General features: G+C 69.4%; 25 protein-coding genes and 4 tRNA genes. 16 read left to right on the top strand and 13 right to left on the bottom strand.

Annotated elements, in window-relative coordinates:
• Window positions 1-333 precede the first annotated feature (333 nt).
• The 3 genes from NE236_RS42665 to NE236_RS42660 all read left to right on the top strand — a co-directional run bounded on the left by NE236_RS42665 (window position 334) and on the right by NE236_RS42660 (window position 1,295).
• Window positions 334-648, top strand: coding sequence for a hypothetical protein (locus NE236_RS42665; RefSeq protein WP_252848036.1), 315 nt, complete (start codon window positions 334-336; stop codon window positions 646-648).
• On the top strand, window positions 642-839 hold the full coding sequence (locus tag NE236_RS45450; RefSeq protein ID WP_372494538.1) for an integrase core domain-containing protein: 198 nt from the start codon (window positions 642-644) through the stop codon (window positions 837-839). Before NE236_RS42665 ends, NE236_RS45450 begins: the two co-directional genes overlap by 7 nt.
• Window positions 840-926: 87 nt before the next feature.
• Window positions 927-1,295, top strand: a complete 369-nt coding sequence (locus tag NE236_RS42660; protein ID WP_308209223.1) for an RICIN domain-containing protein — start codon at window positions 927-929, stop codon at window positions 1,293-1,295.
• Window positions 1,296-1,529: 234 nt separating this feature from the next.
• Here the strand turns inward: NE236_RS42660 and NE236_RS42655 are convergent, their stop codons facing one another.
• From NE236_RS42655 to NE236_RS42645, 3 genes are read right to left on the bottom strand one after another with little or no spacing between them, the layout of a single operon-like run.
• Window positions 1,530-2,597 carry an ABC transporter permease gene (locus tag NE236_RS42655; RefSeq protein WP_252848034.1) on the bottom strand — a complete coding sequence of 356 codons (1,068 nt, stop codon included), beginning with the start codon at window positions 2,595-2,597 and terminating at the stop codon, window positions 1,530-1,532.
• Complete coding sequence (locus NE236_RS42650) at window positions 2,587-4,155, bottom strand: sugar ABC transporter ATP-binding protein (protein WP_252848033.1); 1,569 nt, start codon at window positions 4,153-4,155, stop codon at window positions 2,587-2,589. Before NE236_RS42650 ends, NE236_RS42655 begins: the two co-directional genes overlap by 11 nt.
• Complete coding sequence (locus NE236_RS42645; RefSeq protein WP_252848032.1) at window positions 4,155-5,192, bottom strand: ABC transporter substrate-binding protein; 1,038 nt, start codon at window positions 5,190-5,192, stop codon at window positions 4,155-4,157. The genes NE236_RS42650 and NE236_RS42645 overlap by 1 nt, the downstream gene beginning before the upstream one ends.
• A gap of 305 nt (window positions 5,193-5,497) precedes the next feature.
• Between NE236_RS42645 and NE236_RS42640 the strand changes: the two genes are divergently transcribed.
• From NE236_RS42640 to NE236_RS42635, 3 genes are all read left to right on the top strand, one after another.
• Window positions 5,498-5,836 carry a PfkB family carbohydrate kinase gene (locus NE236_RS42640; RefSeq protein WP_252848031.1) on the top strand — a complete coding sequence of 113 codons (339 nt, stop codon included), beginning with the start codon at window positions 5,498-5,500 and terminating at the stop codon, window positions 5,834-5,836.
• 51 nt (window positions 5,837-5,887) lie between these two features.
• Window positions 5,888-6,010, top strand: a complete 123-nt coding sequence (locus NE236_RS44220; protein WP_289851617.1) for a hypothetical protein — start codon at window positions 5,888-5,890, stop codon at window positions 6,008-6,010.
• 168 nt (window positions 6,011-6,178) lie between these two features.
• Entirely contained in the window at window positions 6,179-6,409 is a 231-nt protein-coding gene (locus tag NE236_RS42635) for a hypothetical protein (protein WP_252848030.1), read from the top strand.
• A 50-nt stretch (window positions 6,410-6,459) separates the two neighbouring features.
• On the opposite strand, the gene NE236_RS42630 is transcribed toward NE236_RS42635, so the two are convergent.
• The 3 genes from NE236_RS42630 to NE236_RS42620 all read right to left on the bottom strand — a co-directional run bounded on the left by NE236_RS42630 (window position 6,460) and on the right by NE236_RS42620 (window position 6,728).
• Window positions 6,460-6,534 (bottom strand) — tRNA-Val (locus NE236_RS42630).
• Between the two features lie 22 nt (window positions 6,535-6,556).
• Window positions 6,557-6,627 (bottom strand) — tRNA-Cys (locus tag NE236_RS42625).
• Window positions 6,628-6,655: 28 nt separating this feature from the next.
• A tRNA-Gly gene (locus NE236_RS42620) sits at window positions 6,656-6,728 on the bottom strand.
• 141 nt (window positions 6,729-6,869) lie between these two features.
• Between NE236_RS42620 and NE236_RS42615 the strand changes: the two genes are divergently transcribed.
• The 5 genes from NE236_RS42615 to NE236_RS42595 all read left to right on the top strand — a co-directional run bounded on the left by NE236_RS42615 (window position 6,870) and on the right by NE236_RS42595 (window position 14,235).
• Window positions 6,870-7,589, top strand: coding sequence for an ArsR/SmtB family transcription factor (locus tag NE236_RS42615; RefSeq protein WP_252848029.1), 720 nt, complete (start codon window positions 6,870-6,872; stop codon window positions 7,587-7,589).
• A gap of 169 nt (window positions 7,590-7,758) precedes the next feature.
• On the top strand, window positions 7,759-9,915 hold the full coding sequence (locus NE236_RS42610) for a fibronectin type III domain-containing protein (RefSeq protein ID WP_252848028.1): 2,157 nt from the start codon (window positions 7,759-7,761) through the stop codon (window positions 9,913-9,915).
• Complete coding sequence (locus NE236_RS42605; protein ID WP_252848027.1) at window positions 9,903-10,904, top strand: AAA family ATPase; 1,002 nt, start codon at window positions 9,903-9,905, stop codon at window positions 10,902-10,904. Before NE236_RS42610 ends, NE236_RS42605 begins: the two co-directional genes overlap by 13 nt.
• 2 nt (window positions 10,905-10,906) lie before the next feature.
• Window positions 10,907-12,034 (top strand): DUF58 domain-containing protein, encoded by a 1,128-nt coding sequence (locus NE236_RS44870; RefSeq protein ID WP_308209222.1) that lies wholly within the window; start codon window positions 10,907-10,909, stop codon window positions 12,032-12,034.
• Window positions 12,013-14,235, top strand: coding sequence for a transglutaminase TgpA family protein (locus NE236_RS42595; protein WP_252848026.1), 2,223 nt, complete (start codon window positions 12,013-12,015; stop codon window positions 14,233-14,235). The genes NE236_RS44870 and NE236_RS42595 overlap by 22 nt, the downstream gene beginning before the upstream one ends.
• A gap of 100 nt (window positions 14,236-14,335) precedes the next feature.
• Here NE236_RS42595 and NE236_RS42590 read toward each other — a convergent pair whose 3' ends face one another.
• Complete coding sequence (locus tag NE236_RS42590) at window positions 14,336-16,036, bottom strand: serine/threonine-protein kinase (RefSeq protein WP_252848025.1); 1,701 nt, start codon at window positions 16,034-16,036, stop codon at window positions 14,336-14,338.
• A gap of 306 nt (window positions 16,037-16,342) precedes the next feature.
• On the opposite strand from NE236_RS42590, the gene NE236_RS42585 reads away from it, so the two are divergent.
• Window positions 16,343-17,197, top strand: a complete 855-nt coding sequence (locus NE236_RS42585) for an aminotransferase class IV (RefSeq protein WP_252848024.1) — start codon at window positions 16,343-16,345, stop codon at window positions 17,195-17,197.
• An 82-nt stretch (window positions 17,198-17,279) separates the two neighbouring features.
• On the opposite strand, the gene NE236_RS42580 is transcribed toward NE236_RS42585, so the two are convergent.
• Window positions 17,280-17,702 (bottom strand): SsgA family sporulation/cell division regulator, encoded by a 423-nt coding sequence (locus NE236_RS42580; protein WP_252848023.1) that lies wholly within the window; start codon window positions 17,700-17,702, stop codon window positions 17,280-17,282.
• A gap of 204 nt (window positions 17,703-17,906) precedes the next feature.
• Here NE236_RS42580 and NE236_RS42575 point away from each other — a divergent pair, with 204 nt between their 5' ends.
• Window positions 17,907-18,275 (top strand): TIGR02611 family protein, encoded by a 369-nt coding sequence (locus NE236_RS42575; RefSeq protein WP_252848022.1) that lies wholly within the window; start codon window positions 17,907-17,909, stop codon window positions 18,273-18,275.
• A 62-nt stretch (window positions 18,276-18,337) separates the two neighbouring features.
• A tRNA-Val gene (locus NE236_RS42570) sits at window positions 18,338-18,409 on the top strand.
• 97 nt (window positions 18,410-18,506) lie between these two features.
• On the opposite strand, the gene NE236_RS42565 is transcribed toward NE236_RS42570, so the two are convergent.
• From NE236_RS42565 to NE236_RS42545, 5 genes are all read right to left on the bottom strand, one after another.
• Complete coding sequence (locus NE236_RS42565) at window positions 18,507-19,688, bottom strand: site-specific integrase (protein ID WP_252848021.1); 1,182 nt, start codon at window positions 19,686-19,688, stop codon at window positions 18,507-18,509.
• On the bottom strand, window positions 19,666-19,842 hold the full coding sequence (locus tag NE236_RS42560) for a CopG family ribbon-helix-helix protein (RefSeq protein WP_252848020.1): 177 nt from the start codon (window positions 19,840-19,842) through the stop codon (window positions 19,666-19,668). The genes NE236_RS42565 and NE236_RS42560 overlap by 23 nt, the downstream gene beginning before the upstream one ends.
• Window positions 19,843-19,984: 142 nt before the next feature.
• Complete coding sequence (locus NE236_RS42555; RefSeq protein WP_252848019.1) at window positions 19,985-20,176, bottom strand: helix-turn-helix domain-containing protein; 192 nt, start codon at window positions 20,174-20,176, stop codon at window positions 19,985-19,987.
• Window positions 20,177-20,301: 125 nt separating this feature from the next.
• Entirely contained in the window at window positions 20,302-21,291 is a 990-nt protein-coding gene (locus NE236_RS42550; RefSeq protein ID WP_252848018.1) for an FtsK/SpoIIIE domain-containing protein, read from the bottom strand.
• On the bottom strand, window positions 21,237-21,983 hold the full coding sequence (locus tag NE236_RS42545; RefSeq protein WP_252848017.1) for a hypothetical protein: 747 nt from the start codon (window positions 21,981-21,983) through the stop codon (window positions 21,237-21,239). The genes NE236_RS42550 and NE236_RS42545 overlap by 55 nt, the downstream gene beginning before the upstream one ends.
• A gap of 149 nt (window positions 21,984-22,132) precedes the next feature.
• On the opposite strand from NE236_RS42545, the gene NE236_RS42540 reads away from it, so the two are divergent.
• Window positions 22,133-22,315: a hypothetical protein gene (locus NE236_RS42540; RefSeq protein WP_252848016.1), complete on the top strand. Its 183-nt coding sequence runs from the start codon at window positions 22,133-22,135 to the stop codon at window positions 22,313-22,315.
• A complete protein-coding gene (locus NE236_RS42535) occupies window positions 22,312-22,545 on the top strand; it encodes a hypothetical protein (protein ID WP_252848015.1) in 234 nt (77 codons plus the stop codon). The genes NE236_RS42540 and NE236_RS42535 overlap by 4 nt, the downstream gene beginning before the upstream one ends.
• The last annotated feature ends 506 nt before the right edge of the window (window positions 22,546-23,051 follow it).

Here is a 23,051-nt window from a genome sequence, read left to right as displayed (position 1 = left end):
GGGTGAGGCGCGGGTCGCGGGCGCCGATGGCCGTGAAAGTTTCGGCCGTGCCGTCGGCGGGGCGGCCGGTGTCGACCCGCCCCGGAGATCGGTCACCGCCCCGCCCGCGGCCGGCCGTGCTGCGCGGCGAGACGGCGCAGCATTCATCAACGACAGCGCGGTGAGCTGGCTCTGCTCGGTTACCGGGTCAGCGAGGCGACCGTACGGCGGATCCTGCGCGGCCGGCGGTCTGGTCCTGCGCCCCGGAACGCCGACACTTCATGGCGAACGTTTCTGCGCACCCAGGTCGAGGGGCTGTTGGCCTGCGATTTCTTTCATGTCGACACGATCTTCTTGAAGCGCTTGTATGTCCTGTTCGTGATGGAGGTCGCCACTCGGAAGGTGCACATCCTGGGTGTGACCGCCTACCCGGCCGGTTCCTGGAGGGCTCAGCAGGCGCGGAACCTGCTCATGGATCTGGGCGCTCGAACCGGTTCGTTCCGCTTGCTCATCCGCGACCGTGACGCGAAGTTCACTACGGCCTTCGATGAGGTGTTCGCCGACGAGGGCGTGACCGTGGTGAGGACACCACCACGAACCCCTCGCGCGAACTGCTACGCGGAACGGTGGGTGCGCACGTACGAGCTGAGTGCACCGACCGAATGCTGATCTACGACGAGCGACACCTTCGGTCGGCACTCCGGACCTATGTCGATCACTACAACGCACACAGGCCGCATCAGTCCCGTCGGCAACGGCCACCCGATCACGAGGAGCGGACCGTCAGACCGATGGAAGGCCGGATCCGCCGCCGGAAGGTGCTCGGCGGGCTGATCAACGAGTACCACAGGGCCGCATAGTTGAGCGGGAGAAACCGCAGTTCAAGCCCCGTGTGACGAATTTTGAAGCGGTACACGGGCTGGCCGTCCGCGAGCCCGACTGGCCTGGTGAGGGGCGTGGCCTCGGGTCGCTGCGTGGACATCCCCGGCTCGAACACCACCCCCGGCACACAATTGATCATCTGGGACTGCCACGGCGGTGCCAACCAGACCTGGCAGTTCCACGGTGGCACCGTCCGCGCCCTTGGCGCCTGCATGACCGCCGCCACCGGCACCGACCTGACCCCGATCACCATCTCCACTTGCACGGGCGCCGCCACGCAGAAGTGGACCTACGAGCCCACCACCAAGCGCCTGCGCAACGACCCCTCCGGCAAATGCCTGGACGTCAACGGAGGCGCCACCGACAACAACAGCAAAATCGTCCTCTACTCCTGCCACACCGGCACCAACCAGCAGTGGACCCTGCCCAGCTGACTGCTCAACTCGGCGGGTCGCATTGGCGGCTTCGCTCGCGGGGCTCACCAAGAACCCCACCTGAAGATCATCACCGCCCACAACGAGTAACACGCCCAACCACTGAGGGCTCCAGCTGAAGGCTCCAGGACCAAGGCCTGGAGCCCTCAGCGAACGCTCACACACCCGGACATTGACGTCATCGATCTCGGACAGGTGAGGTCGGGTAGCTCCGCGCCCCTACACGGTCGATGTTCAGCCGGATGAAGCCGCCCGGCGGGCGTTCAGCTGGTCGAAGCCGACGGCTACGAGGATCAGTACGCCGATGCCGATCTGCAGGTAGAAGGCGTTGATGGCGAGCAGGTTGCCGCCGTTGTTGAGGACGCCCATGATCAGTGCGCCGGTCGCGGCGCCGATCGCGCTGCCTTTCGCTCCGAACAGGCTCGCGCCGCCGATGACGCAGGCGGCGATCGCGTTGAGCTCGAACCCGGTGCCTGCGGTGGGGATGCCTGCGCCGAGGCGGGAGGTCAGCAGTATCCCGCCCAGGCCGGCGAGCAGGCCGGAGATCGCGTACACGGAGATCGTTACCGTGCGGACCGGGACACCGGCCAGACGGGCCGACTCGGGGTTCGAGCCGACGGCGTACACATACCGCCCGAAGACGGTGCGGGTGAGCAGGAACCAGGCGACGACCGTGACGAGCGCGGCGATGATCAGAAGGTTGGGGATGCCGAGGACGGTGCCGTTCGCGATGGTCTGAAAGCCGGTCGGCAGGCCCTGCACGGTCTTCGCATCGGTGATCACCAGGGTCGCACCACGGGCGATGCCGAGCATGCCGAGGGTCGCGATGAACGGCGGCAGCTTGGCGCGTGTGACGAGCAGGCCGTTGATCGCGCCGAGCACCGTGCCGAGCGCCACTCCCAGCAGCAACGCCACCAGGATGGGCATCCCGCGGACCAGGAGCAGCGCGGTCACGCACCCGGACAGTCCAAGAACCGATCCGACGGACAGGTCGATGCCGGCGGTCAGGATGACCAGCAGCTCGCCGACCGCGATGATGCCGAAGATTGCGACCTGACGGGCGAGGTTGGACAGGTTGCCCGTGGTGAGGAACTCGTTACTCGTCAGCGTGAGGATGCCGACCGCGACGAGCAGCACGACGAGTCCGCCGCTCTCTCGGCCGGTGATGTCCCCGAGAGTGACGACCCGCCGCCGAGGCCGGGCCGCAGCCGGCGCGGTGCCGCCCGCCCCCGAAGCGGCCGATGCCCCGCTCGTGATCGTCGTCGTGGGGATCGGCTCTCGCCAGATCAGCTTAGGAATCACGGTCGGCCTCCTCCGTGCCGTCGTCGGCCACCGCATCCGCGGCACCCGCGGCGGCCTTGCCTCCGTCACCGCTGGCCAGATGGAGCACGTCCTCCTCCGAGGCCGACCGGCCCAGCTCACCGGCGATCGCGCCGTCCCGCATGACGAGGATCCGGTCGGCGAGTCCGAGGAGTTCGGGCAGGTACGAGGAGACGATGATGATGCCCAGTCCTCGCGCGGCGAGGTCCCCGATGACCGCGTAGAGCTCGCCCTTGGCGCCGACGTCGATGCCTTTCGTCGGCTCGTCGAACATCAACACCTTCGGCTTGGTGAGCAGCCACCGGGCGAGGAGTACTTTCTGCTGGTTGCCACCCGAGAGCGTCGACACCGGTTGGTCGTAGGAGCCGGCGCGCAGCCGCAGGCTGTCGAGCAGCCGGTCCGCTTCCTGGCTCTGTTCACGTCCCGGCAGCAGGCCCCGGCGGGAGTCGCGGCGCAGGCTGGCGATGGTGACGTTCTCCCGGATCGACAGTTCCGGAAGCAACCCGAGCACCTTGCGATCCTCGGTGAGCAGGCCGATGCCGGCGCTCATCATCGTGCGCGGCCCGCCCGGCCGTACGCGCCGTCCCTCGACCTCCACACGCCCCGCGGCGGTCGGGGCGGCACCGAACACCGACAGCAGCAGGCCGCTGCGGCCGGACCCCAGCAGACCACCGATGCCGACGATCTCGCCGGCCGCGACGTCGAGGTCGATGCTCGGCGACCGCTCGAAGCGGCGCAGCCCACGGACCCGCAGCATCGGCACTCCCGCGTCCCGGTGGACCTCGGGGTACAGCGAGCTGACCTCCCGCCCGACCATCGCCGCGATGAGGCGGTCCTCGTCGTAGTCGCCGATCGGCCCGGCCTCGGACAGGCCGCCATCACGCAGAACGGTCACCCAGTCCCCGATCTCGAACATCTCCTCGAGGCGGTGGGTCACGTAGAGGATCGCGACGCCGCGGTCGCGAAGCCGCACGATGTGCTCCATGAGATGGGCGGACTCCGCCTCGGTGAGCGCGGTGGTCGGCTCGTCGAACACGATCACCTTGACGGCGTCGGCGGTCAGGACCTTGGCGATCTCCACGAGCTGGCGGGTGGCGGCCGGCAGCCGTTCGACGATCGCGTCCGGGCTGAGGTCCTGGAGCCCGACCTCGTCGAGCGCCGTCCGCGCCCGGCGGCGCAGGTCGCCTCTGGCGAGGACGCCCGCGCGCGCCGGAAGCCGGCCCATGAACAGGTTCTCCGCCACCGACAGGTGCGGGAGCAGGCTCAGCTCCTGGTAGACGGCCTGGACACCGGCGGCGCGCATGTGGGCCGGTGTCGGCGTGGTGACCGGTTCGCCCTCGATCTCATAGCGACCTCCGTCCCGGCGAAGGGCGCCGGTGAGCACCCGGATCAGGGTCGACTTGCCGGCGCCGTTCTCCCCGGCCAGGCAGTGCACCTGACCGGGGATCAGCCGCAGCGAGACGTCTGTGAGCGCCTGGACGGGGCCGAACGACTTCGACACGTCGTGCAGCTCGGCCACCGGCACGGGAGGCGTGCTCATCAGCCCACCTTCGCGGTCGGGGGCTCGAGCAGCCGCTTCACGTCGGGCTCACGCATGTTCTTCTTGTCGACCACCACCGCGCCGGGGTCGATGTTGCGCGGCGGGATGCGGTCGACACTCGCCATCGCGGCTCCGAGCACTCCCTGGTAACCGAAGAAGTAGGGGTTCTGGACCACCAGGGCGTCGATCGTTCCGGTGGCCAGCGCGGCGTTCTCCTGGGGGTCGGAGTCGAACGCGACGACCGGGATCCGATCGACAGCGCCGTTGTCCTTGATCGCCCGGGCCGCGCCGACTCCCGACGTGTTGTTGTCGGCGAACACTCCGAGCAGGTTCGGGTTGGCGGTGAGCGCGTCGTTCACCTGCGAGGCGGCGGTGTTGATGTCGTTGTTGTTGAAGCGCTGCAGGGACACCTTGATGCCTGGGCAGTAGGTCGCGAGCCCCTGCTTGAAGCCGGTGTCGCGCTCGACGAGCGACTGGATACCGGCCACCGATGATTCGATCATGATGACGCCGGTGGTCTTCTGCTGTGCCTGGAGCAGCTGGCACATGCGCTGCCCGCCCTGCGCGCCGGCCTTGATGTTGTCGGTTCCGATGAAGCCGTCCGATGGTCCGGTGATACGGCTGTCGACGGTGATGACCTTGATTCCCGCCTGACGGGCCCGGCCGATGACGGAGTTCAGCGCGCTCGACGAATTGGGCGCGATGACGATCCCCTTGACCCCGCGGGAGATGGAGTTCTCGACCAGCTGGACCTGCTCGTCGATGTTCGTCTCGGATGTCGGCGCGAACGCGCCGACGGTGAGACCGAAGTCGCCGCCCGCCTGCTTGGCGCCGGCGAGCATGACCTGCCAGAAGGAGGAGTCACTCGCCTTGATGATGACATCGATCTTCTTACCGCCGACCGCGCCGGCACCCTTGCCACCGCCTGAGGCGTCCGACGAGCTGATCGCCCGGCCGGCCACCACGCCGATGACGAGCGCCACCAAGGCGATGGCCGCGACGAGGGAGAGCGAGAAGACGGTACGCGACCGGGCCATGGCAGCCTCCCGAAAAAACCTCAGATCAAATTCTTGTCGGGGGCATCTCTGGCGGCTGCCGGGAAATTCATAATGAACGGTGGAACGCCGACCGCACGCAGATCATGAATACCGAACCCGCCGCGACGGACTCGCGGATGGGAATCCGTAGCTGCATTCTCCGCACCTGACCCGTAGGCCTCGTGCGTTCCTCCCGTGACAATTCGAATACTTCCGGTTCCAGGCAGACGCCTGGAAGAGATGTCCTTTTCGAACTCTACCCCTCTGTACCAGGCACGCCCGGATTCCGGGAAGGGGAGAGAGCCATGATCATTGTCTTCGGGGAGGCATTGATCGATCTGGTGCCCGCAGAAGGCCCTGACCAGTGGCGGGCCATGCCGGGCGGCGGGCCTGCCAACACCGCGGTCGCGCTGGCGCGGCTGGGCACACCTGTCGCGCTGGCATGCCGTCTGCGCGGTGCGGGATCGATGCCGGCGTTCTTGAGGATCGCCCACACCGTGGCCGGGCCGATGCGGCGGCCGAGCTTGGCGATCTCACCGGTGATCCGCCTGTATCCCCACGTCGGGTTCTCCGTCGCCATCTTCAGTACCAAGTTCTGGATGGCCGGCCGGGTCGGCGGGCGTCCCTGCCGCCGACGCTTGTAGGTCCAGCGTCGTTTCACCAAGTCAGCGTGCCAACGCAACAGCGTGGCCGGCGTGATGAGCATCCCGGCCCGCCGCCGCACCGGCAGCAACCGGCCCAGGGCCGACATCAACGCACGGTCAGCCCAGGACATGCGCGGCCGGGCGGCCTGCCGTTTCAGCACCGCCAACTGGTGACATAGCAGCAGGATCTCGATCTCCTTCGACCGATCAGACCGGCCGAGCAGCACCAGCCATCCAACGACCCGGATGAGGACCAGATATCAGAATCGAAGAGCCACACACCTGATGGTGAACGGCCACCGTGATCGTGTCCCGCGAACACGTCATCCCAGCTCAGAACCTATGGCCGAATTTCTGGCACCCACAGGCTCAATTCCGGGCACCCACATGCTGGAAACGCTCCAGGAGCGTTGGGAGGTGTCGCTGCTGGCCCTGCGTGGCCGGGAGCGGGAGCAGCTCCTCGCGCTCCATCCGCAGATGGAAGAACAGATCAATCGACTGATGGCGCGGCGACAGGCCGAGGCGAGCGAGGGCGACAAGATCATCGCCCAAATATCGCCCAGACAAGCCTGAAGCCCCGCCTCTCTGGAAGAGAAGCAGGGCTCCTGACCTGCACTTTCACGTGGTGGGCGATACTGGGATTGAACCAGTGACCTCTACCGTGTCAAGGTAGCGCTCTCCCACTGAGCTAATCGCCCTTGCGAAGCAGAGTTGCTTCAGAGGTGGAGACGGGATTTGAACCCGTGTACACGGCTTTGCAGGCCGTTGCCTCGCCTCTCGGCCACTCCACCGAGTGAGGCCTTTGGGGAGACCTCTCCGAGCGGACGACGGGATTCGAACCCGCGACCCTCACCTTGGCAAGGTGATGCTCTACCAGCTGAGCCACGTCCGCGTGTCGGTGGGGCGTCCCCCTCCGGCCAACGGGCTAAACATTAGCGGATACTCGGCCCAACCCCCAACTCGATTGCCCCCGCACGCGTCGCGGGTCGATCCTTCGACGGCCGTCGAAGCGTGCCGGGCATACCGTCGAACCATGCGAGCACCGTACGACTCGGACATCGCGCCGGTGGCCGCCCTGCTGGCGGACCGTGCGCGCGCGTCGATGCTGACGGCCCTCCTCGACGGGCGGCCGCTGTCCGCGGGGGAACTGGCCAGGACGGCCGGGGTCAGCGCGGCGACGGCCAGCTCTCACCTGGGCAAGCTGCTGGACGGTGATCTCGTGACCGTCGTTCGGCAGGGGCGGCACCGCTACTACCGCCTCAAGGGCGCCGAGGTCGCCGCCGTGATCGAGGCGATCAGCCGGATCAGCCCGGACGTCGAGGTCCGCGGCCTCCGCCAGTCGCGGCAGGCGCGCGCCCTGCAGGAGGCCCGTACTTGCTATGACCACCTGGCGGGCCGGGCCGGCGCGGCTCTGTTCGAGGCGATGCTCAGCCGGGGTCTTCTCGAACCCATCGATCCGTCGTACGACGATCCCGCGGCGTCCGCGTACGAGGTGACGGACAAGGGGGAGCGGCAGTTGGGCTCGATCGGCCTCGACGTGGCCGCCCTTCGCCGGGCGCGGCGGCGGTTCGCCGGGCACTGTCTCGACTGGACCGAGCGCCGCCCGCATCTGAACGGTGCTCTCGGCGCGGCGCTCACGGCACGGATGATCGAGGACGGCTGGTTCGAGCGCGGATCGGCGCGACGGGCGCTGCTCGTGACGGAGAAGGGGCGGGGCCGCCTCGCCGACGTGTTCGGCTGCGTTCTCGGCTGAGCCGGCCGCTCCCGCGCCACTGATCTGGTGCGCACTTGGCGCTCGCGGTTGAACCACTGGTCACGCCGCTGCGTCCGATATCTGGCACTCACGATGTTTGAGAGGCCTGGACACATTAAGGTGTCGCGTGCGCCCCTGTGACGTCCGGGCGCGGAGAGGTGACGATTCGGTGAGCGGGGAGCGTAAGTTCTTCCGTCGTGATCGCCTGACCGGGCTGATCGCGATCGGCGCGGTCGGGGTGTTGTGCGTGGCCGCCGTGGTGTTCGGCGTCGGCATGGCCAGCGCGAAGTACCACCTCGCCGATGTGGGCGGCTGGTTGGCATCGTCGAAGAAGGGCGAACTCGTCCACGTCAACGGACTGTCGGGCAAGGTCGACGGCAAGGTCACGTTGTCGGGTACGGCGGGCCACAAGATGAAGGTGGTCCAGCAGGGCGGCGTCGTCCTCATCATCGACGAGACGACCGGTGTGGTCAGCCGCGTCGACCCGGCGCACCTCAACGTCGTCCAGGGCGCCGCCTACCGTGGCGCGGCCGGCATGCAGGTCGTGTCGGCCTCGGGGGCAGCGTACGCGCTCGATCAGATGAAGGGCAGCGTGCAGCGTCTGGACCCGATGACCCTGGCCACGCAGGGCGACCCGATCAGCCTCACCGGGCCGCTCGGCGCGGCCGCCCTCGACGCCAAGGCGACTCTGTGGGTGCCGGTGCCCGCCAACGGGCAGGCGGCGTCCGTGCAGAGCGGCCGCCAGGGACAGCCGATCGCCGTCGGGCGCGCCGGTGACGACCTCGCGCTCACCATCGCGGGCGGATCCGCCGTCGTCACCGACTTCACCACGGCGGAGAGCCTCATCCTCGGCGCCGGTGGCGTGCAGGTGAAGGTCAAGCTGCCCTCGATCGTGTCGCAGCTCGGCAAGGGCCGGGTCACCGCGCCCACGAGCACGGACGGGCAGCTCGTGCCCCTGCTGGCCGGCAAGTCGCTGATCGTGCTCAACGCGGGCAACGGCTCGCTGAGCAGCGTCGCGCTTCAGTTGCCGAGCCACCGGCTGACCACGCCGCAGGTGCTGGGCCAGAAGGTCTACATCCCGGACGAGAGCTCGGGCAACCTCCTCGTGTACGACGCCGCGACCAACCAGATGGACCCCCAGGTCCCGGTCACCGGGCGGCCCGGTCCCCTGGAGGCGTTCGTCAAGGACGGCCTGCTGTGGGTGAACAACCCGGACAGCCCCAAGGGCGTCGTGGTCGACGGGGCCGGGGGTCACAAGTCGATCCAGAAGTACACCGGTGAGGTGCCCGGCGGGGCCGAGAACCCGATCCCGAAGGCCGGCAGCCCGGGTGACGGGCCGTCGGGCCTGCCGACGTCCCGCCTGCCGACGCCCCGCCTGCCGGTCCACCCGAAGCTGCCGAAGCTGCCGAAGCCTCCGATCACGCCGCCGAAGCACAAGTCGGACCCGCCGAAGGTCACGCCGCCGAACAAGCCGACCAACCTGCGGGCGACACCGCAGCCCGACGGAAGCATCAAGATCGACTTCCAGCCGGGTGGGGGCGGGAAGGCGACCGGCTACCGGCTCGTGGTTCCGTCGGGCCTGGCCGCCACGCCGGCGAAGATCGCCGCGGACGGACCGGACTACACCTTCACCGCCAAGGGCGGGACCTGCGGGCAGGAGTACATGTTCGGGGTCGCGGCGCTGTACGAGAACGGCGACCACCAGTCGGAGATCCAGTCCGACTACACCGACCCGACCCTCTCCTGCACGCAGCCCGACGCGCCGAGCGGCATCACGGGCACCGGAACCACCCAGGGCGCGAGGGTCGCCTGGCAGGCCCCGCCGAACGCCGGCGCGAAGAACGTCACGTACAAGGTCCAGGTCACCGGCCCGAAGAGCTTCACCAAGGACAACTTCTCAGGCACGTCCCTGACGATCCCGAATATCTGGAAGAACGGCTCGTACACCATCAAGGTGACCGCCTCCAACGGCGCCGGCGGCAAGTCCGCCAGCGCGACCAGGACGCTCGCCGGTCCGGTGAGGAGCTATCGGATCCACAACGGCGGCAACGCGAACGACACCAGCTTCATATGGGCCAAGGCCGCCGACAAAAGCGGTACGGTCGAGGCGATCAAGAACGCCAACACCCAGTCCGTTCAGGTGATCTGCCAGAAGATCGGCAAGCAGTACAACCACCCGAACGGGAAGCCGGCCTTCAGCGGCAAGCTCTGGGACAACGTCAATCACAACGGGCACGTCGGCTACATGATCGGCTACCTGCCGAACACGCCGCACTCCCCGTGGCAGCAGCTCGCCGGTCCGACCATCTGGGAGTGTGCCGGCTGATGACGGTGGAGGCGAGCGGGGCGCCTGAGGCGGAGGCACTGGCGGGACGGTTCGCGCAGCTGTTCGCGGCGCTGGCGGGCAACATCGAGCGCGTCATCCGCGGCAAGCGGGAGAACGTCGAGCTCGCGCTGTTGTGCCTGCTCAGCGAGGGTCACCTGCTGCTGGAGGACGTGCCGGGGGTCGGCAAGACCACCTTGGCCCGTACGGTCGCGGCGAGCGTGGACGCGCGCTGGACGCGGATCCAGTTCACGCCCGACCTGCTGCCGTCCGACGTCACCGGTGTGTCGATCTTCAATCAGTCGAACAGCCAGTTCGAGTTCCACCCCGGCCCGATCTTCGCCAACATCGTCGTCGCCGACGAGATCAACCGGGGTTCGCCGAAGACGCAGTCGGCGCTGCTGGAGGTCATGGAGGAGCGGCGCGTGACCGTGGACGGGCGGCCGCATCCGGTGCCGCGGCCGTTCATGGTGATCGCCACGCAGAACCCGGTCGACATGGACGGGACGTACCCGCTGCCGGAGGCGCAGCTCGACCGGTTCCTCATGAAGATCTCGATGGGGTACCCCGACCACGCCTCGGAGGTCGCCGTGCTGGCCGGCACGCCGACCGGGCCGCTGATCGACCAGCTGCCGAAGGTCGCCGGCCGCGACGACGTCAAGAACATGATCGACTTCGCGGGGCGGATCCACGTGGCCCCGCCGCTGTACGACTATCTCGTCCAGGTCGTCGCGACGACGCGTCAGCACTCCGACATCCGCCTGGGCGCGAGTCCCCGCGCGAGCCTGGCGCTGCTGCGGGCCGTCCGGGTGCGGGCGGCGGCGGCCGGCCGGTCCTTCGTCGTCCCGGAGGACGTCAAGGCCCTCGCCTCCCACGTCATCGCGCACCGGCTCATGCTGACGCCGGAGGCGGAGCTGCGCGGCCGTACCGCCCCGGAGCTGGTCGCCGAGGCCCTCTCCCGGGTGCCGGTGCCGCAGTCCGCCGGGGTCTGAGGGTGCTCACGCCGGTCGGGTGGGGGGTCGCCGCGGCGTCGGTGGTGCTGTACGCCGCCGGTGCCCTGCTCGGCTACCCCGAACCCGTCGCCCTCGCGGTCGGCGGGTTCCTCGCCGTCGTGACGGCGGTGCTGTGGACGCTGCCGCAGCCGAGACTGAGCGTCCGCAGGGAGATCACGCCGTTGCGGGTGGTGCGCGGCGAGCCGGCCTCCGGCGTCCTGCACGTCACCAACACAGGCCGGATGCGGCGGGCGGGGATGCGGGCGTACGACGCCTGCGGCGCCGGGCGCATCGAGGTCCGGGTGCCCGTCCTGCGCCCCGGCGTGGCCGAGGCGATCCGCTATACGCTGCCCACCGAGCGGCGCGGGGAGATCCCGGTCGGACCGCTGCGGCTGGTCCGCGCCGACCCGTTCGGGCTGGCCCGGCGGGTCCGGGAGTACGGCGAGCAGCAGACCCTCCTGGTCCGGCCGCGCACGGTGGCCATGCCGCTCCTGCCGTCCGGCCGCAACCACCACCTCGAGGGGCCGACGTCGGACACCGCGCCGGCGGGCACTGTCACGTTCCACGCGTTGCGCGAGTACGTCGTGGGCGACGACCTGCGGCACATCCACTGGCGGTCCAGTGCGCGTACCGGCACGCTCATGGTCCGCCAGCTCGTCGACGCGAGCATGCCGCAGACGACGATCGTCGTGGACACCGGCGCCGACGCCTACGCCGACCCGGACGACTTCGAGCTCGCCGTGGACGCGGCCGCCTCGGTCGCGGCCGGCGCGGCGCGCATGAACTTCCCCGTCCGCGTCCTCACCGGCGACGGGCCGCTGGTGGAGACCCGTGGCGGCGCTCACGACGTCGACGCGATCCTCGACCGGCTGGCCCGCCTGTCCCGTACGGCCGTGGCGCACGCCGCGCTCGAGGTGGCACGCCGTGTACGCGGGGGCGGAGCGCTCGTGCTCGTCACCGGGGGACGCGGGGAGATCTCCGCGGCCGGGGCGCTGAGCCGCAGGTTCGACCGCGTGGTGTGCGTGCGCGTCCGCCCCGATGCCCCGGGGCCGGGGCTGCCCGGCGTCGCGCTGATCGAGATCTCCGACCTCGAGGAGCTGCGCGCGGCGTGGAAGGGCGCCGCGCGATGACGGCGACGGCGGCCCCCGTCGAAGCGCGGACGGACGCGACACCCGCACCGGGCCCCGCCTCCGGCCTGCGGGTCCGCCTCATCACCGCGCTCGTCATCGTCGTGGCGCTGGCGGGCACGGGCGGTCTGGCGTTCCACCGGGTGTTCGCGCTCGGCGACCTCGTGCCCGTGATCACGGTGGCCGCCGTCAGCCCGGTGCTGCTCGCGGCGCTGCTGTCCTGGCCACGACGCCGGGCCTGGCCGCTGTGGATCTCCATCCTGGCCACCGCGGCGGCCTGGACGCTCGTGGCCGGCCTCACCCTGTTCCACGGCGACTTCACGGTGATCGGCGGCGCGCTGCGCGACTCGTGGAAGGGCACCCTCACGTCGCTGCTGCCCGCCCCCGGCCGGCCCGAACTCCTCGTCCTGCCGCACGTGCTCGTCTGGCTCGCGGGCGTCGCGGGGGCGGAGCTCACCCTGCGCTCCGGCACCAAGGCGGCGCCGGCGATGCCGGCGGTCGCCGTCTTCTGCGTGGCCCTGCTGCTCGGTGTGGGCGGTCCCGGCTCCAACCTCCCCGTCACCGCCGCCCTCGTCGGCCTCGTCGGCGCGCTCACGATCGTACGAAGCGGCGGGCGGCCGCTGTGGCTGCTCGCCGGGGTCCCGGCCGCGGCCGCGCTGGGGCTGCTGGCCGCGGCGGTCGGACCGTACCTGCCGATGAAGGGCGAGGCGTACGACCCACGGGCGACCGTCAAGGCGCCGCCACCGCAGCAGCGCGACAGCATCAGCCCCCTCGACCGGGTGTCGGCCTGGCTGCAGACCCCGGACCAGCAGATGTTCACCGTCCACGCAGACGCCCCCGAGGACTGGCGGCTCGCCGTCCTGGACCGCTTCGACGGCGTGACCTGGACCTCCGGCGCGCGGTTCGTCCCGGCCGGCAACCGCATCCCGGACGACGTCCACGTCCGCCGTACGCGCGTCGTCCAGCGTTTCAGCATCCAGGACCTGCCCGGCGTGTGGGTGCCGGCCGCCGACCGGCCCCGCACCATCGAGGGCCTGGCGGTGACGGCCGACCCGGCCAGCGGCGTGCTGACCGCGGCGCAGGCGCTGCGCTCCGGCCAGGCGTACACGGTGACCTCGATGGTCCGCGACTACGACGCCGACCAGCTCGCGGCCGCCGAACCCGCCCGCGACGCCGATGCCCAGGCCGCGACCACGCTCCCGGAGTCGCCCGGGACCACGGCGAAGACCGCCCAGGTCCCCGCGTTCCGCACGCTCGCCGAACAGATCACCAAGGACCAGGACACGGCGTTCGACCGCGCCGCGAAGCTCGCGGACTACCTCCGGACCGCCGCGAAGTACGACGTGACCGGCCTGCCCGGCCACACGTACGCACAGCTGCGCTACTTCCTCGCCCGGTCCAAGCGCGGCACCTCGGAACAGTTCGCCACGGCGTACGCCGTCCTGGCGCGCTCGATCGGGCTGCCGGCGCGGGTCGTCGTCGGCTTCCGGCCGGGCGTCGGCGGCAACGGCTCCTGGCAGGTCCGCTCCGGCGACGTGCTCGTCTGGCCCGAGGTGGACTTCGCCGGGCTCGGCTGGGTGCCGTTCTTCCCCACGCCCGAACAGGCCGGCGCCTCGAACAAGTCGGACTCGGTCCCGGCGGGGGAGACGCAGCAGAAGCTGGAGGCGGCGCAGAAGAACGCGGCGGCCCGCAAGAAGGCGGGTGGATCCGGCGGCCAGGGCGCGACACCGCCGCCCAAGGCCCCGGCCCGCCGGGCGCCCGTGGCCGACGGCACGCCCCTGTGGGCGTACGGCCTTCTCACGGCACCCGCCCTGCCGGTGCTGTACCTCCTCGGTGTGCTGATCGTTCCGGGACTGCGGCGCAGGCACAGGCGCGGCGGCGCAACGCCCGCCGAACAGGTCGCCGGAGCCTGGAAACAGACGCGCGAGGCACTGGGCGCGGTCGGCCTGCCCGCCACGGCCGCGCTGACCGCCCACGAGGTCGCGGACTTCGGCGTCGAGCGGGTCGCCGGGGTCGAACCCCATCTGCGCCCCCTCGCCGACCTGGTCAACCGCTGCCGTTACGCCGCGACGCCGCCCACCCCGGGAGCGGCGGAGACCGCCTGGCGGCACACCGACGAGATCGGCCGTCTCACCCGTCGGACCGTCGGCCCGATGCGGCGCCTCGTCCGCCGGCTGCACCCCCGGTCCCTGAGCCTGCGGTGAATGAGGGCCGTCAGCGCGGCACCCGGGCCGCCGGCCTGGAGCCTGCGCTGAATGAGTGCGGCACGTAGGGGTCTTGAGCGAGCGACGTCCGTGTGGGACGTCACTGCGCCGTGGCGCCCCGGATGCACTTCGGCTTGGACCACGCGATCGTCGCGGCCTGCCCGTCGCTCTGCCCGAGGGCGACCAGCGCGCCGACCGTGAAGCAGTACCCCTTCCGGGCGTCCAGGCCGGACATGGTCACGGTCGTCGAGTGCGGTGGCAGCGCCTGCGGGGCGGTCTGGGTCCCGGACCCGTCGGACTGCTGTACCCAGATCGGGTAGTCGTTGCCCTTGGCGAGTCTCCATCGCAACCCTACGATCTGGCCCTTGTCGACCGTACGCAGGTCACGGGGGGTCGCCGCGCGCTTCACCTCGAGCGGAACCGCGGCCGAAGAGGACGAACCGGTCGTCTGCGGCGCGGTCGAACTCACCACCGGCGACGGCTTTTCCTTCTTGGCGTCGTCCCCGGCACGGCTGAGCACCAGGAACCCGCCGATGCCGACGCCCGCTCCCGCCACCACGGCGGCCAGCACCCCGGCGACGACGGCGCCGTGCCGGCCCTTCCGGTCGTTCGCCGACGTGCCGAACGGGTCGGGCTGCGCGGCGGTCTTCGGCAGCGTCTGGGCGGTGCCCTCGCGGGTGGGGGACGCGTGCACCGGCGCGGGCGCCGGCGTCCAGGACACCGGGCCGCGGGCCGGGCCGGCGCTCGGCGCGCGGGGCGGCGCGGGCCTCGGGGAGACCGTCGGCGGCGCTGGCCTCCCCGGCCCGGGAGCCGGTGCGGGGGCGTCCGGATGCGCCACCGGCAGGTGCGGCGGAGCGTGCTGCTGCGCCAGCAGCTGCTCGAAGCCGGGGCCGGTGAGCCCTGAGTGGTCCTGCTCGGGGATGTACGCGGTCGAGGCGGGCGCCGCCGTGATCGAGTCGCTGCCGGCCAGCTCCGTCACCGGAAGCCCGAGCTCGGCCTGCAACTGCTGGAGGCGCGTGGCGAACGCCACCGCGCTGGGGAAACGCCGGGCCGGTGTCTTCGCCATCGCCTTGGCGATGACGTCGTACGCCTGGTGTGGGACGTCGGAGCGCGGGATCAGCGGCGGCGGATCGTTGAGGATGCGCATCATCAGCGCCCCGATCCCGCTGCCCGACCCCGCCTTGAAGGCCGGCCCGCCCGCGAGGAGCTGGTACATCGTCGAGGCCAGCGAGTAGACGTCCGCCGTCGGCCCCGGCTGCTCGCCGTTGACGACCTCGGGCGCCGCGTGGTGGGGCGTGAACGCGGTGGTGTGCGTCGCCTCCGACGATTCGGTCAGCCGCGCGATGCCGAAGTCGGCGAGCGCCGGCTCGCCGTACTTGGAGACGAGGATGTTCTGCGGCTTGACGTCACGGTGCAGCACGCCCGCCTCATGCGTGGCCGCCAGGGCACCGGCGATCTTCACGCCGGCCCGCAGGACGTCCTGGAGGGGGAGGGGGCCCTCGCGCGACAGCCGGTCCCGCAGCGATCCCCGCTCGAAGTAGTCCATCGCGATGAACGGCCGTCCGCCACTGCTCATGCCGGTGTCCAGGACGGTGACGACGTTCGGGTGGCCGGTGAGCCGCCCGGTGATCTGGCACTCCCGCTCGAAGCGGCGCATCGTGTCGTCGTCGACGGCCTCGACGGACAGCACCTTCAGGGCGACGACGCGGTCCAGGCGCTGCTGCTCGGCGCGGTAGACGACGCTGAACCCGCCTTCACCCACCCGCTCCAGGATGCGGTAGCCGGGCACCTGGTCGATCATTCGGTCTCTTCTTCGTCGGGGCGGCTGAGACTGCGGGGATACGTCGTGTCGATGGTAATGCCTGTTCCCTGTCTGCTCACTGAGTGGCCCGGATCGATACCGACGTCGTTGGACGTCGGGACGGTCACCGGCGTTCCCCACGGCATGGGTTCGCGGGGACAGCCGCGCACCGGCGGCGACCCACCGGGTATTGACTCGAACCGCGCCCGCGCGGGTCGTAGTGTGGGGCCATCGGCCGGGGCGCTCACCCCGGCGCGCAGGGGAGAACCGGGCCACGACGGCCCGGCATGGAGAGGTGGCTTCACGGTGGTCGAGCTCAGCTCACAGACCGGGAACGTCCCAGTCTGGATCAACGGAGAACTGTACGCCCCGGAGAACGCGCGGGTGTCGGTCTTCGATCACGGCATCCTCGTCGGCGACGGCGTGTTCGAGACGGTCAAGGTCGTACGCGGCCAGGCCTTCGCGCTCACCCGCCACCTGCGGCGGCTCGCCGTCTCCGCGGCCGGCCTAGGGCTGCCAGAGCCCGACCTCGACGCCATCCGCCGGGGCACGCTCGCCCTCCTCGCCGCCGCGCCGTCCTGGGAGCTCGCCCGGATCCGGATCACCTACACCAGCGGCGTCGGTCCCCTCGGCTCGGACCGCGGCTCGGAGGGCGCCACGGCCATCGTGGCCGTCGCCGAGCAGAAGCCGTTCCCGCCCACCGGAGACGTCTCCGTCGTGCCGTGGCCCCGCAACGAGCGCGGCGCCCTCTCCGGCCTTAAGACGACCTCGTACGGCGACAACGCCAAGGCCCTCGCCTACGCGCATGAGCACGGTGGGGCAGAGGCGATCTTCGGCAACCTGGCCGGGAACCTCTGCGAGGGCACCGGCTCCAATGTCTTCGTCGTCCGCGACGGACGGCTCACCACCCCGCCGCTGTCCTCCGGCTGCCTCGCCGGGGTGACCCGGGCGCTGGTGCTCGAATGGTTCGGCGGGGAGGAGCGAGACCTGCCGCTGGAGGAGTTCACCGCCTCCGACGAGGCCTTCCTGACCTCCACCACCCGTGACATCCAGCCGATCCACGCCGTCGACGGCACGGTCTTCCCCACGGCCCCCGGCCCGGTCACCCGCAAGGCAATGGAGGTCTTCGCCGAGCGCGGCGCCGCCGACCTCGACCCGTGACAGGCGTACGGCCCCGCGCCATGGGTGTGGGCCAGCGCTGGGAGGCGCCTGGCGCGGGGCCGTACGGTCCGGTGCGGGGGCTTCAGATGTGCCAGAGGAGGTCGTCGAGTTCCGCTTCGATGTCGATGAAGTCAGCTTCCCGGCCGGCCGGAACGATCTCATAGGTCCGGTCGAGGAAGTCGGTGAGAGGGGTCAGCGGGACCTCGAAGTGTGCCCGGCCGAACGGCGACGACAGCGTCAGGTTCAAAATCCGTTCGCCGCTCTTCTCCGCCGGCCACACCCGCACGTCACCCCTGCCGACCTTGCGCACGATTCCAACGGTCAGCAGCTCACGGGCAAAGATCCACTCCACTGGTGCGTCGTTTCCAACGTGAAACGCCACACGGATGGCATACGGGTCATCAGCGGAGTAGTCCAACGTCGCGAGCAGCGGGATGATCGTTTTATCCGGGACGATGAGCCGAAGGCCGACCTCGGCGGAGGCAGTGGTGCTGCTGCTGTTCATCGGTCATCCTTCAGGCGTCAGTCCCGCATCGCGGGTTTCTCGGTGAGGACTTCGCTCCCTCCAACGGGTGTCCCCCTGGCTCTGTGACCCGTAACTGCCAAAAGTCCTAAGAACATTCCGCCCCCCGTACGTCCTGTGACCTACCTCACCGCTGTGGTACCCGCTCTGACCTGGGGGGAAGCGGCGTGATCTAGGGTCGATCGCATGAAGGAGAGGCTGAAGGGCTGGCGCGAGGTCATCCGTGGCCGTCCCCTGCTCAACAACGTGTGGCGTCTGGCCGTGTTCACCGTGGGCGCCACGGTCCTCGCGGCGGGTGTCGCCATGCTCGTACTGCCGGGTCCGGGATGGGCAGCGATCTTCGTAGGCTTTGCCATCCTGGCGACCGAGTTCGCCTGGGCGCAACGTGCCCTCACCTCCGCGAAGCAAACCGCGAGCAAAGCGAAGGAAAAGGCCCTCGACCCCAGAGCCCGACGCCGGAACCAGCTCCTGGCCATCTGCGCCGGCCTGGTCGTCGCCGCCGCGATCGTGGCCTACCTCCAGGCATTCGGCCTGAACCTCCCCTGGCACGTCTGATCGTCGATGCGCGAAGGGGGGTGGGGATGCGCTAGTCTGTGCGGCAGCGGTTGATCCGCCTGGGGCGATTAGCTCAGTGGGAGAGCGCTTCGTTCACACCGAAGAGGTCACTGGTTCGAACCCAGTATCGCCCACCCAGTGTGAGAGCAGGTCAGAGAGGGTTTCGGAGGTCACTCCGGAGCCCTTTTTCAATCTTCAACCCTGGCCGGGGAGCCAAACGGGGAGCCAAACTCACGCGGACTTGTGCTGACTGAAGATGGTGTTCATCGTTTCGGCACCTTTGGTGATGACCGGCTTGAGTTGGTGCCGGTACACCTTCTCGGTCACCGCGGTGCCCGCATGCCCGACGAGATCAGCGATCGTCTCGATGGGCACGCCGTTGTCACTCATGATCGAGACGAACGAGTGACGGAGTTCGCGGGGAGTCCACTTCTCCCCGATCTTTGCCTTCCTGGTGATCCCGCGGAACGCACGCCGGACGTTGCCGGCGTCGAGCGGCGCCCCTGTGCGGGTGCAGAAGACCAGCCCGTGATCCTGCCAGTCCTTTCCTGCTTTGAGCCGCTGTTCCGCTTGGCGCTTGTGGTGGAGGCGCAGTGCTTGGGCGACCTCTTCGGGCAGTTCCAGTGTTCGGCGTGACTTCTCCGTCTTCGTGTCGCCGTGTGCCCGTACGGACCGCCACACGTAGATGGCGAACCGCTTGTGATCGAAGCCGACGTCGGTCACCGGACGCCAGCCGGTTCGGTCGTCGACCCACGCCACGACGTGATCCCAGCGGAGCGCCCGAGCCTCTTCGGTCCGGACGCCGGTCATGAGGCTGAGCACGACGTAGGCGTGGAGGGGAGAGGTCTTCGACTTCTCCAGTACGGCCGTGGCCTGAGCGAGCGTCAGGGCTTTGCTCGGACGTCCGGCCTTGCCCTTGGGTGTCGTGACCAACTCGGCGACGTTCCTCAGCACCTTGTTGCGGGCCTGAGCCTGCCGGATGGCCCGCTTGAGAATCGAGTGAACGCCCTGGAGGCTGCGCGTCGACAGCTTGCCGGTAAGGCCGTCGAGCCACTCGTCGACGTCGTCGGCGCGCAGGTCCCTGAGCTTCGCCTCGCCGATCAGTGGGATCACGTGCTTGTCGGCGAGGATGCGGTTCGTGGTGATCGTGCCTGGATCTCGGTCCTTCAGTCCCTTGGTGAGCCAGTCCTCGACGGCGTCGCGGACGGTGTAGCTCGCGGAACCGTCGATGCCGGATTCGAGGTCGTCGACGACCTCGATCAGCTTCGTCTTGAACTCGGTCTTGGTCTTGCCCTTCCTCTTGATGCGGCGGCGCTTCCCGTCGGGACTGAATCCCAGCGAGAGGGCGCCGGTGAACCCGCTTCCTTCAGGATAGATGGTCGCTTCGTACTTACCGATCAGGATCTTTGACAAGGGACCCCTCCTCGTGTCGGTCGAGGTATTCCTTGACCGCCTTCCTGATGACCCACGACACGTCGCGCTCCTGCGATGCGGCGTATCGCGCGAGGCGTTCTTTGAACGCCGCATCGACCCGTACGGGTGGAAGCGTGGTCTTGTCGCCTGTCATGTAGAGCGTCCTCTCCTGTCGATCATGGTTGTGCGTGACCGAAGAGCGCGCCTCGCGTCGATGCGGTAATCAAGAGGCGTGGCCTCGGGGCCTTCCCTCCGGGGCGCGCCCCGAGGCGTGTAGAGCAACGTAGCACGACGTTCTACGTACGGGTCAATCCCTTGGTTTCCGTGCGCTCGATGAACTCGGCAAGGTGCTGGTCGGTGATCCGGCGCAGTTTTCCGATCTTGATGCTCCGCAGCTGGCCGGTACGGAGGAGAAAGTAGATCTTGTCACGGCCGACGTGCAGCATCTCGGCCACTTGCTCGACGGTGTACGCCTGCAGTTGCCTCACCTCCTCTCCGCGCGCTCGCCCCCATCGGGGTGTCGTTACGTTGAGTGGTCGCTGGCGGCGTTGTCTCATGTCTCATGTCAGGCCCTATACGTGCAGGCGCGCGGGGAAGTGAGACGTTGAGACGATCACGTCGCGTGGCCGGATTCGGGGTCCGCGGTGCGGTAGCGGCCTCGGCTGACTTGGGTCACTCGGCCGGCCTTCACCTGTTCGGCGAGGCGCCGGTAGAGGGTGGGGCGGCTCAGGCCGGTGATCTTGACCAGCTTGGGGACGGAGATACCGCTGTCAGGGGCGGACAGCAGTGCTCGCCGGAGGCGCCCGTCAGCCGTGTCCAGTGCTGGTCCTTCCGGGGCGACGTCGGACGGCTGCGAGTTGTCCGGCTGCACAGGTGCCGGGTGCGGTGGGTTCAGCACCGGCCGATCGGTGGCGTAGTCGTCCGCAGTGGTGGTGACGTCCTGGTCGGTGATGAGGTACGCGCGGGCGCGTTTGGCGGTCGGGTGTTCGGGGGCGGAGATGAGGAATTTGCCGGGCGCGTCCAGGGTGTGGGCGTGCCAGCCTGCGTTGAAGGCTCCCTGCCCGAGGATGAGATCGACGTCGCGGCGTTCCCGCACTCGCAGGCAGATTCGGACGTCCATCTGTGAGCGTGTCGCGCCGTGTCCCATGGCCTTCTGCGTGGGGCGCTGGGTCGCGGCCAGGAGGGTGACAGCGACGGCGCGCCCGCGGCGAGCGATCGAGTCAGCATAGGCGGTGGCGGATTCGGGGAGTTCGGCGTACTCGTCAACGACGATCACCAGGGCAGGACGTCTGCGCGTCGGTTCCCAGACGCGTGCGCCGTGGTGGGCGGATTCGGTGGCGCGCTGGTCCAGTTCGGCCACCGCATCACGGAAGAGCCGTGTCGCCTGCTCGGGCGTGGTGGCCAGGCGATCCAGCGCGCGGACCCAGGGACGAAGTTCCATCCCGCCTTTAAGGTCGATTCCCCAGATCACAACGTCCTCGCACGCGGTCAGTGTCGCGAGAATGACGTTGAGGACACCGGATTTGCCTGAGCCGACGACGCCGCCGATCAGCGCGTGCCGGCGCAGCAGCACCACGGCTGCTGGGGAGGCGTCCTCGAACACTCCCAGCGGGATCGGCTCTGTGATGGAGCGGATGTCGGGTGCTTTCCAGGGGATCGGGCGTGCGTGGGGTCGGTGTGCAGGACGCGTATGAGGAAGTGATCGGCTAGTGCGGTGTCGGCTTCGATGCGGACGGCGCCTGGACGGGTGCCGAGTGCGGATTCGATCGCGGGTAGCTTGCCGATCGCGTCGGCGACGGTGTGCCCGCGGCGCAGAGCCATCCGAGCGGTCCAGCCCCAGGCGTCGACCACGGCCGACATCACCCGTGAGCCGGCCAGCCCCACCGACTCGGCGATTTGCGGCCAGGACTCAAGAGTGCGCTCGACACGGACCCGTGCGCGCCGACGCCGGTGTGCCCACCACGGCACTGACAGCAGAATTCCGCCGACGAGCAGAGCTTGTGGGAGCGGTCGGCGCGTGACCCCTTCGGCGGTCGCCGCGGTGAGCCATGCGCCCACCGCGATGACGACGACTGCCGCGTACAGCCGTTCGGAGCGCCGGGCCAGACCGATGCGGTTGCCGAAGCGCAAGGGTGCCGCTGCGGCCGCGACTGCGGCGGCGAGCAGTTCGGGCCACCACGCCGGATGCGCCGTGTGGAGGAGCCATGCGGCGAGGGCTGTGAGGTACGCCAAGTGGAGGGGTGCGAGTTCGGAGCGGTAGCGCCACAGCCAGCGGGCGATCAGCACGCCGATCATGTCGAGCCCCGATTAACTCCGAGCCGAAGCCTCAATTTCCCACCCTCCGAAAATCGCTCATGCGTGCTGGCCGTGCTCTTATACAAGGCTGGTCATGTTCATGAATTCGGAGCGTGAGGGGCGAGGTGCTGGCTCTGAGAGGAGAGCCGATGCCCGTTCGCCGGATCACCCTCGAAGCCTGGTGCTGGCACTGCCCGTGCGGCGCCCGCGCCGAGCACACCCACCGCCTGTGCCGTAAGTGCCAGGCCCGCGCCGCCTGGCGCCGCCGCACCCAGCGGCCTCGCCGCGTCCGCCGTACCGCCCGCGGTCGACACGTGGTGGTGACCAAATGATCGCCGTCCCGATTCTCACCGTCGCCCTGGCCGTCCTGGGTGTCGTCTTCGTCGTCCTGGTCCTCGTCGGCGCACGCAGGGAGGCGCCGTGGACCGCTCTGGATGACCAGCCGCCGACCCCGCTGGCCAGCTTCGCCCGTGCCGTGCTGGGTGTCTACGTCCGCAAGAACACCAACGACCAGCCCATCGAGCCCACCCAGATCACCGAACTCATCAAGGGACGGAGGTGATCTGCATGCGCCGACTCCCGGACGGCTTCTCCGGCCGTCGCTGCCTTCGTCACGAGCTCACTGACCAGCAGTTCGACGGTGTCTGCGATCGATTCCAACTGCCATGTGCCGAGGACCCATCGCGCGTACGCGCGGGCGCGGCCAACGGCAGACGGCAGCGCGGCCATCAGCATGCAGTTCGATCGTGGGGGTCGGTTCATCGTCCGCCTCGCAGCTTGTAGCTCTTCGGACGTGAGGGACGCGGTCCATCACCTGCGAGAGAGCTTTCCGCCAGGCGAGCGACGTCTCTACCGACACGTAGGGACGTCCTGGGATTTCTTTAAGCCCCACGTGGACGTCTAGAGACGGTCGTGTGACGTCCGTAGACGTCCCCTAGTGGCAATGCCGTTCGGTTAGGGGTCTGGGTGGTTGGGCAAGCCGGTGACCGCGATCTGGATGGTCGTCTTGTGGGTGCGGTGGTCGAGGTCGCGGCCTACGGCGCGGTACTTGGAGTTGATGGCTCGTTT

The organism is Actinoallomurus purpureus (genome assembly GCF_024055795.1).
GTDB classification, from domain to species: domain Bacteria; phylum Actinomycetota; class Actinomycetes; order Streptosporangiales; family Streptosporangiaceae; genus Actinoallomurus; species Actinoallomurus purpureus.
This window is presented reverse-complemented; position numbering and strand designations above follow the sequence as displayed.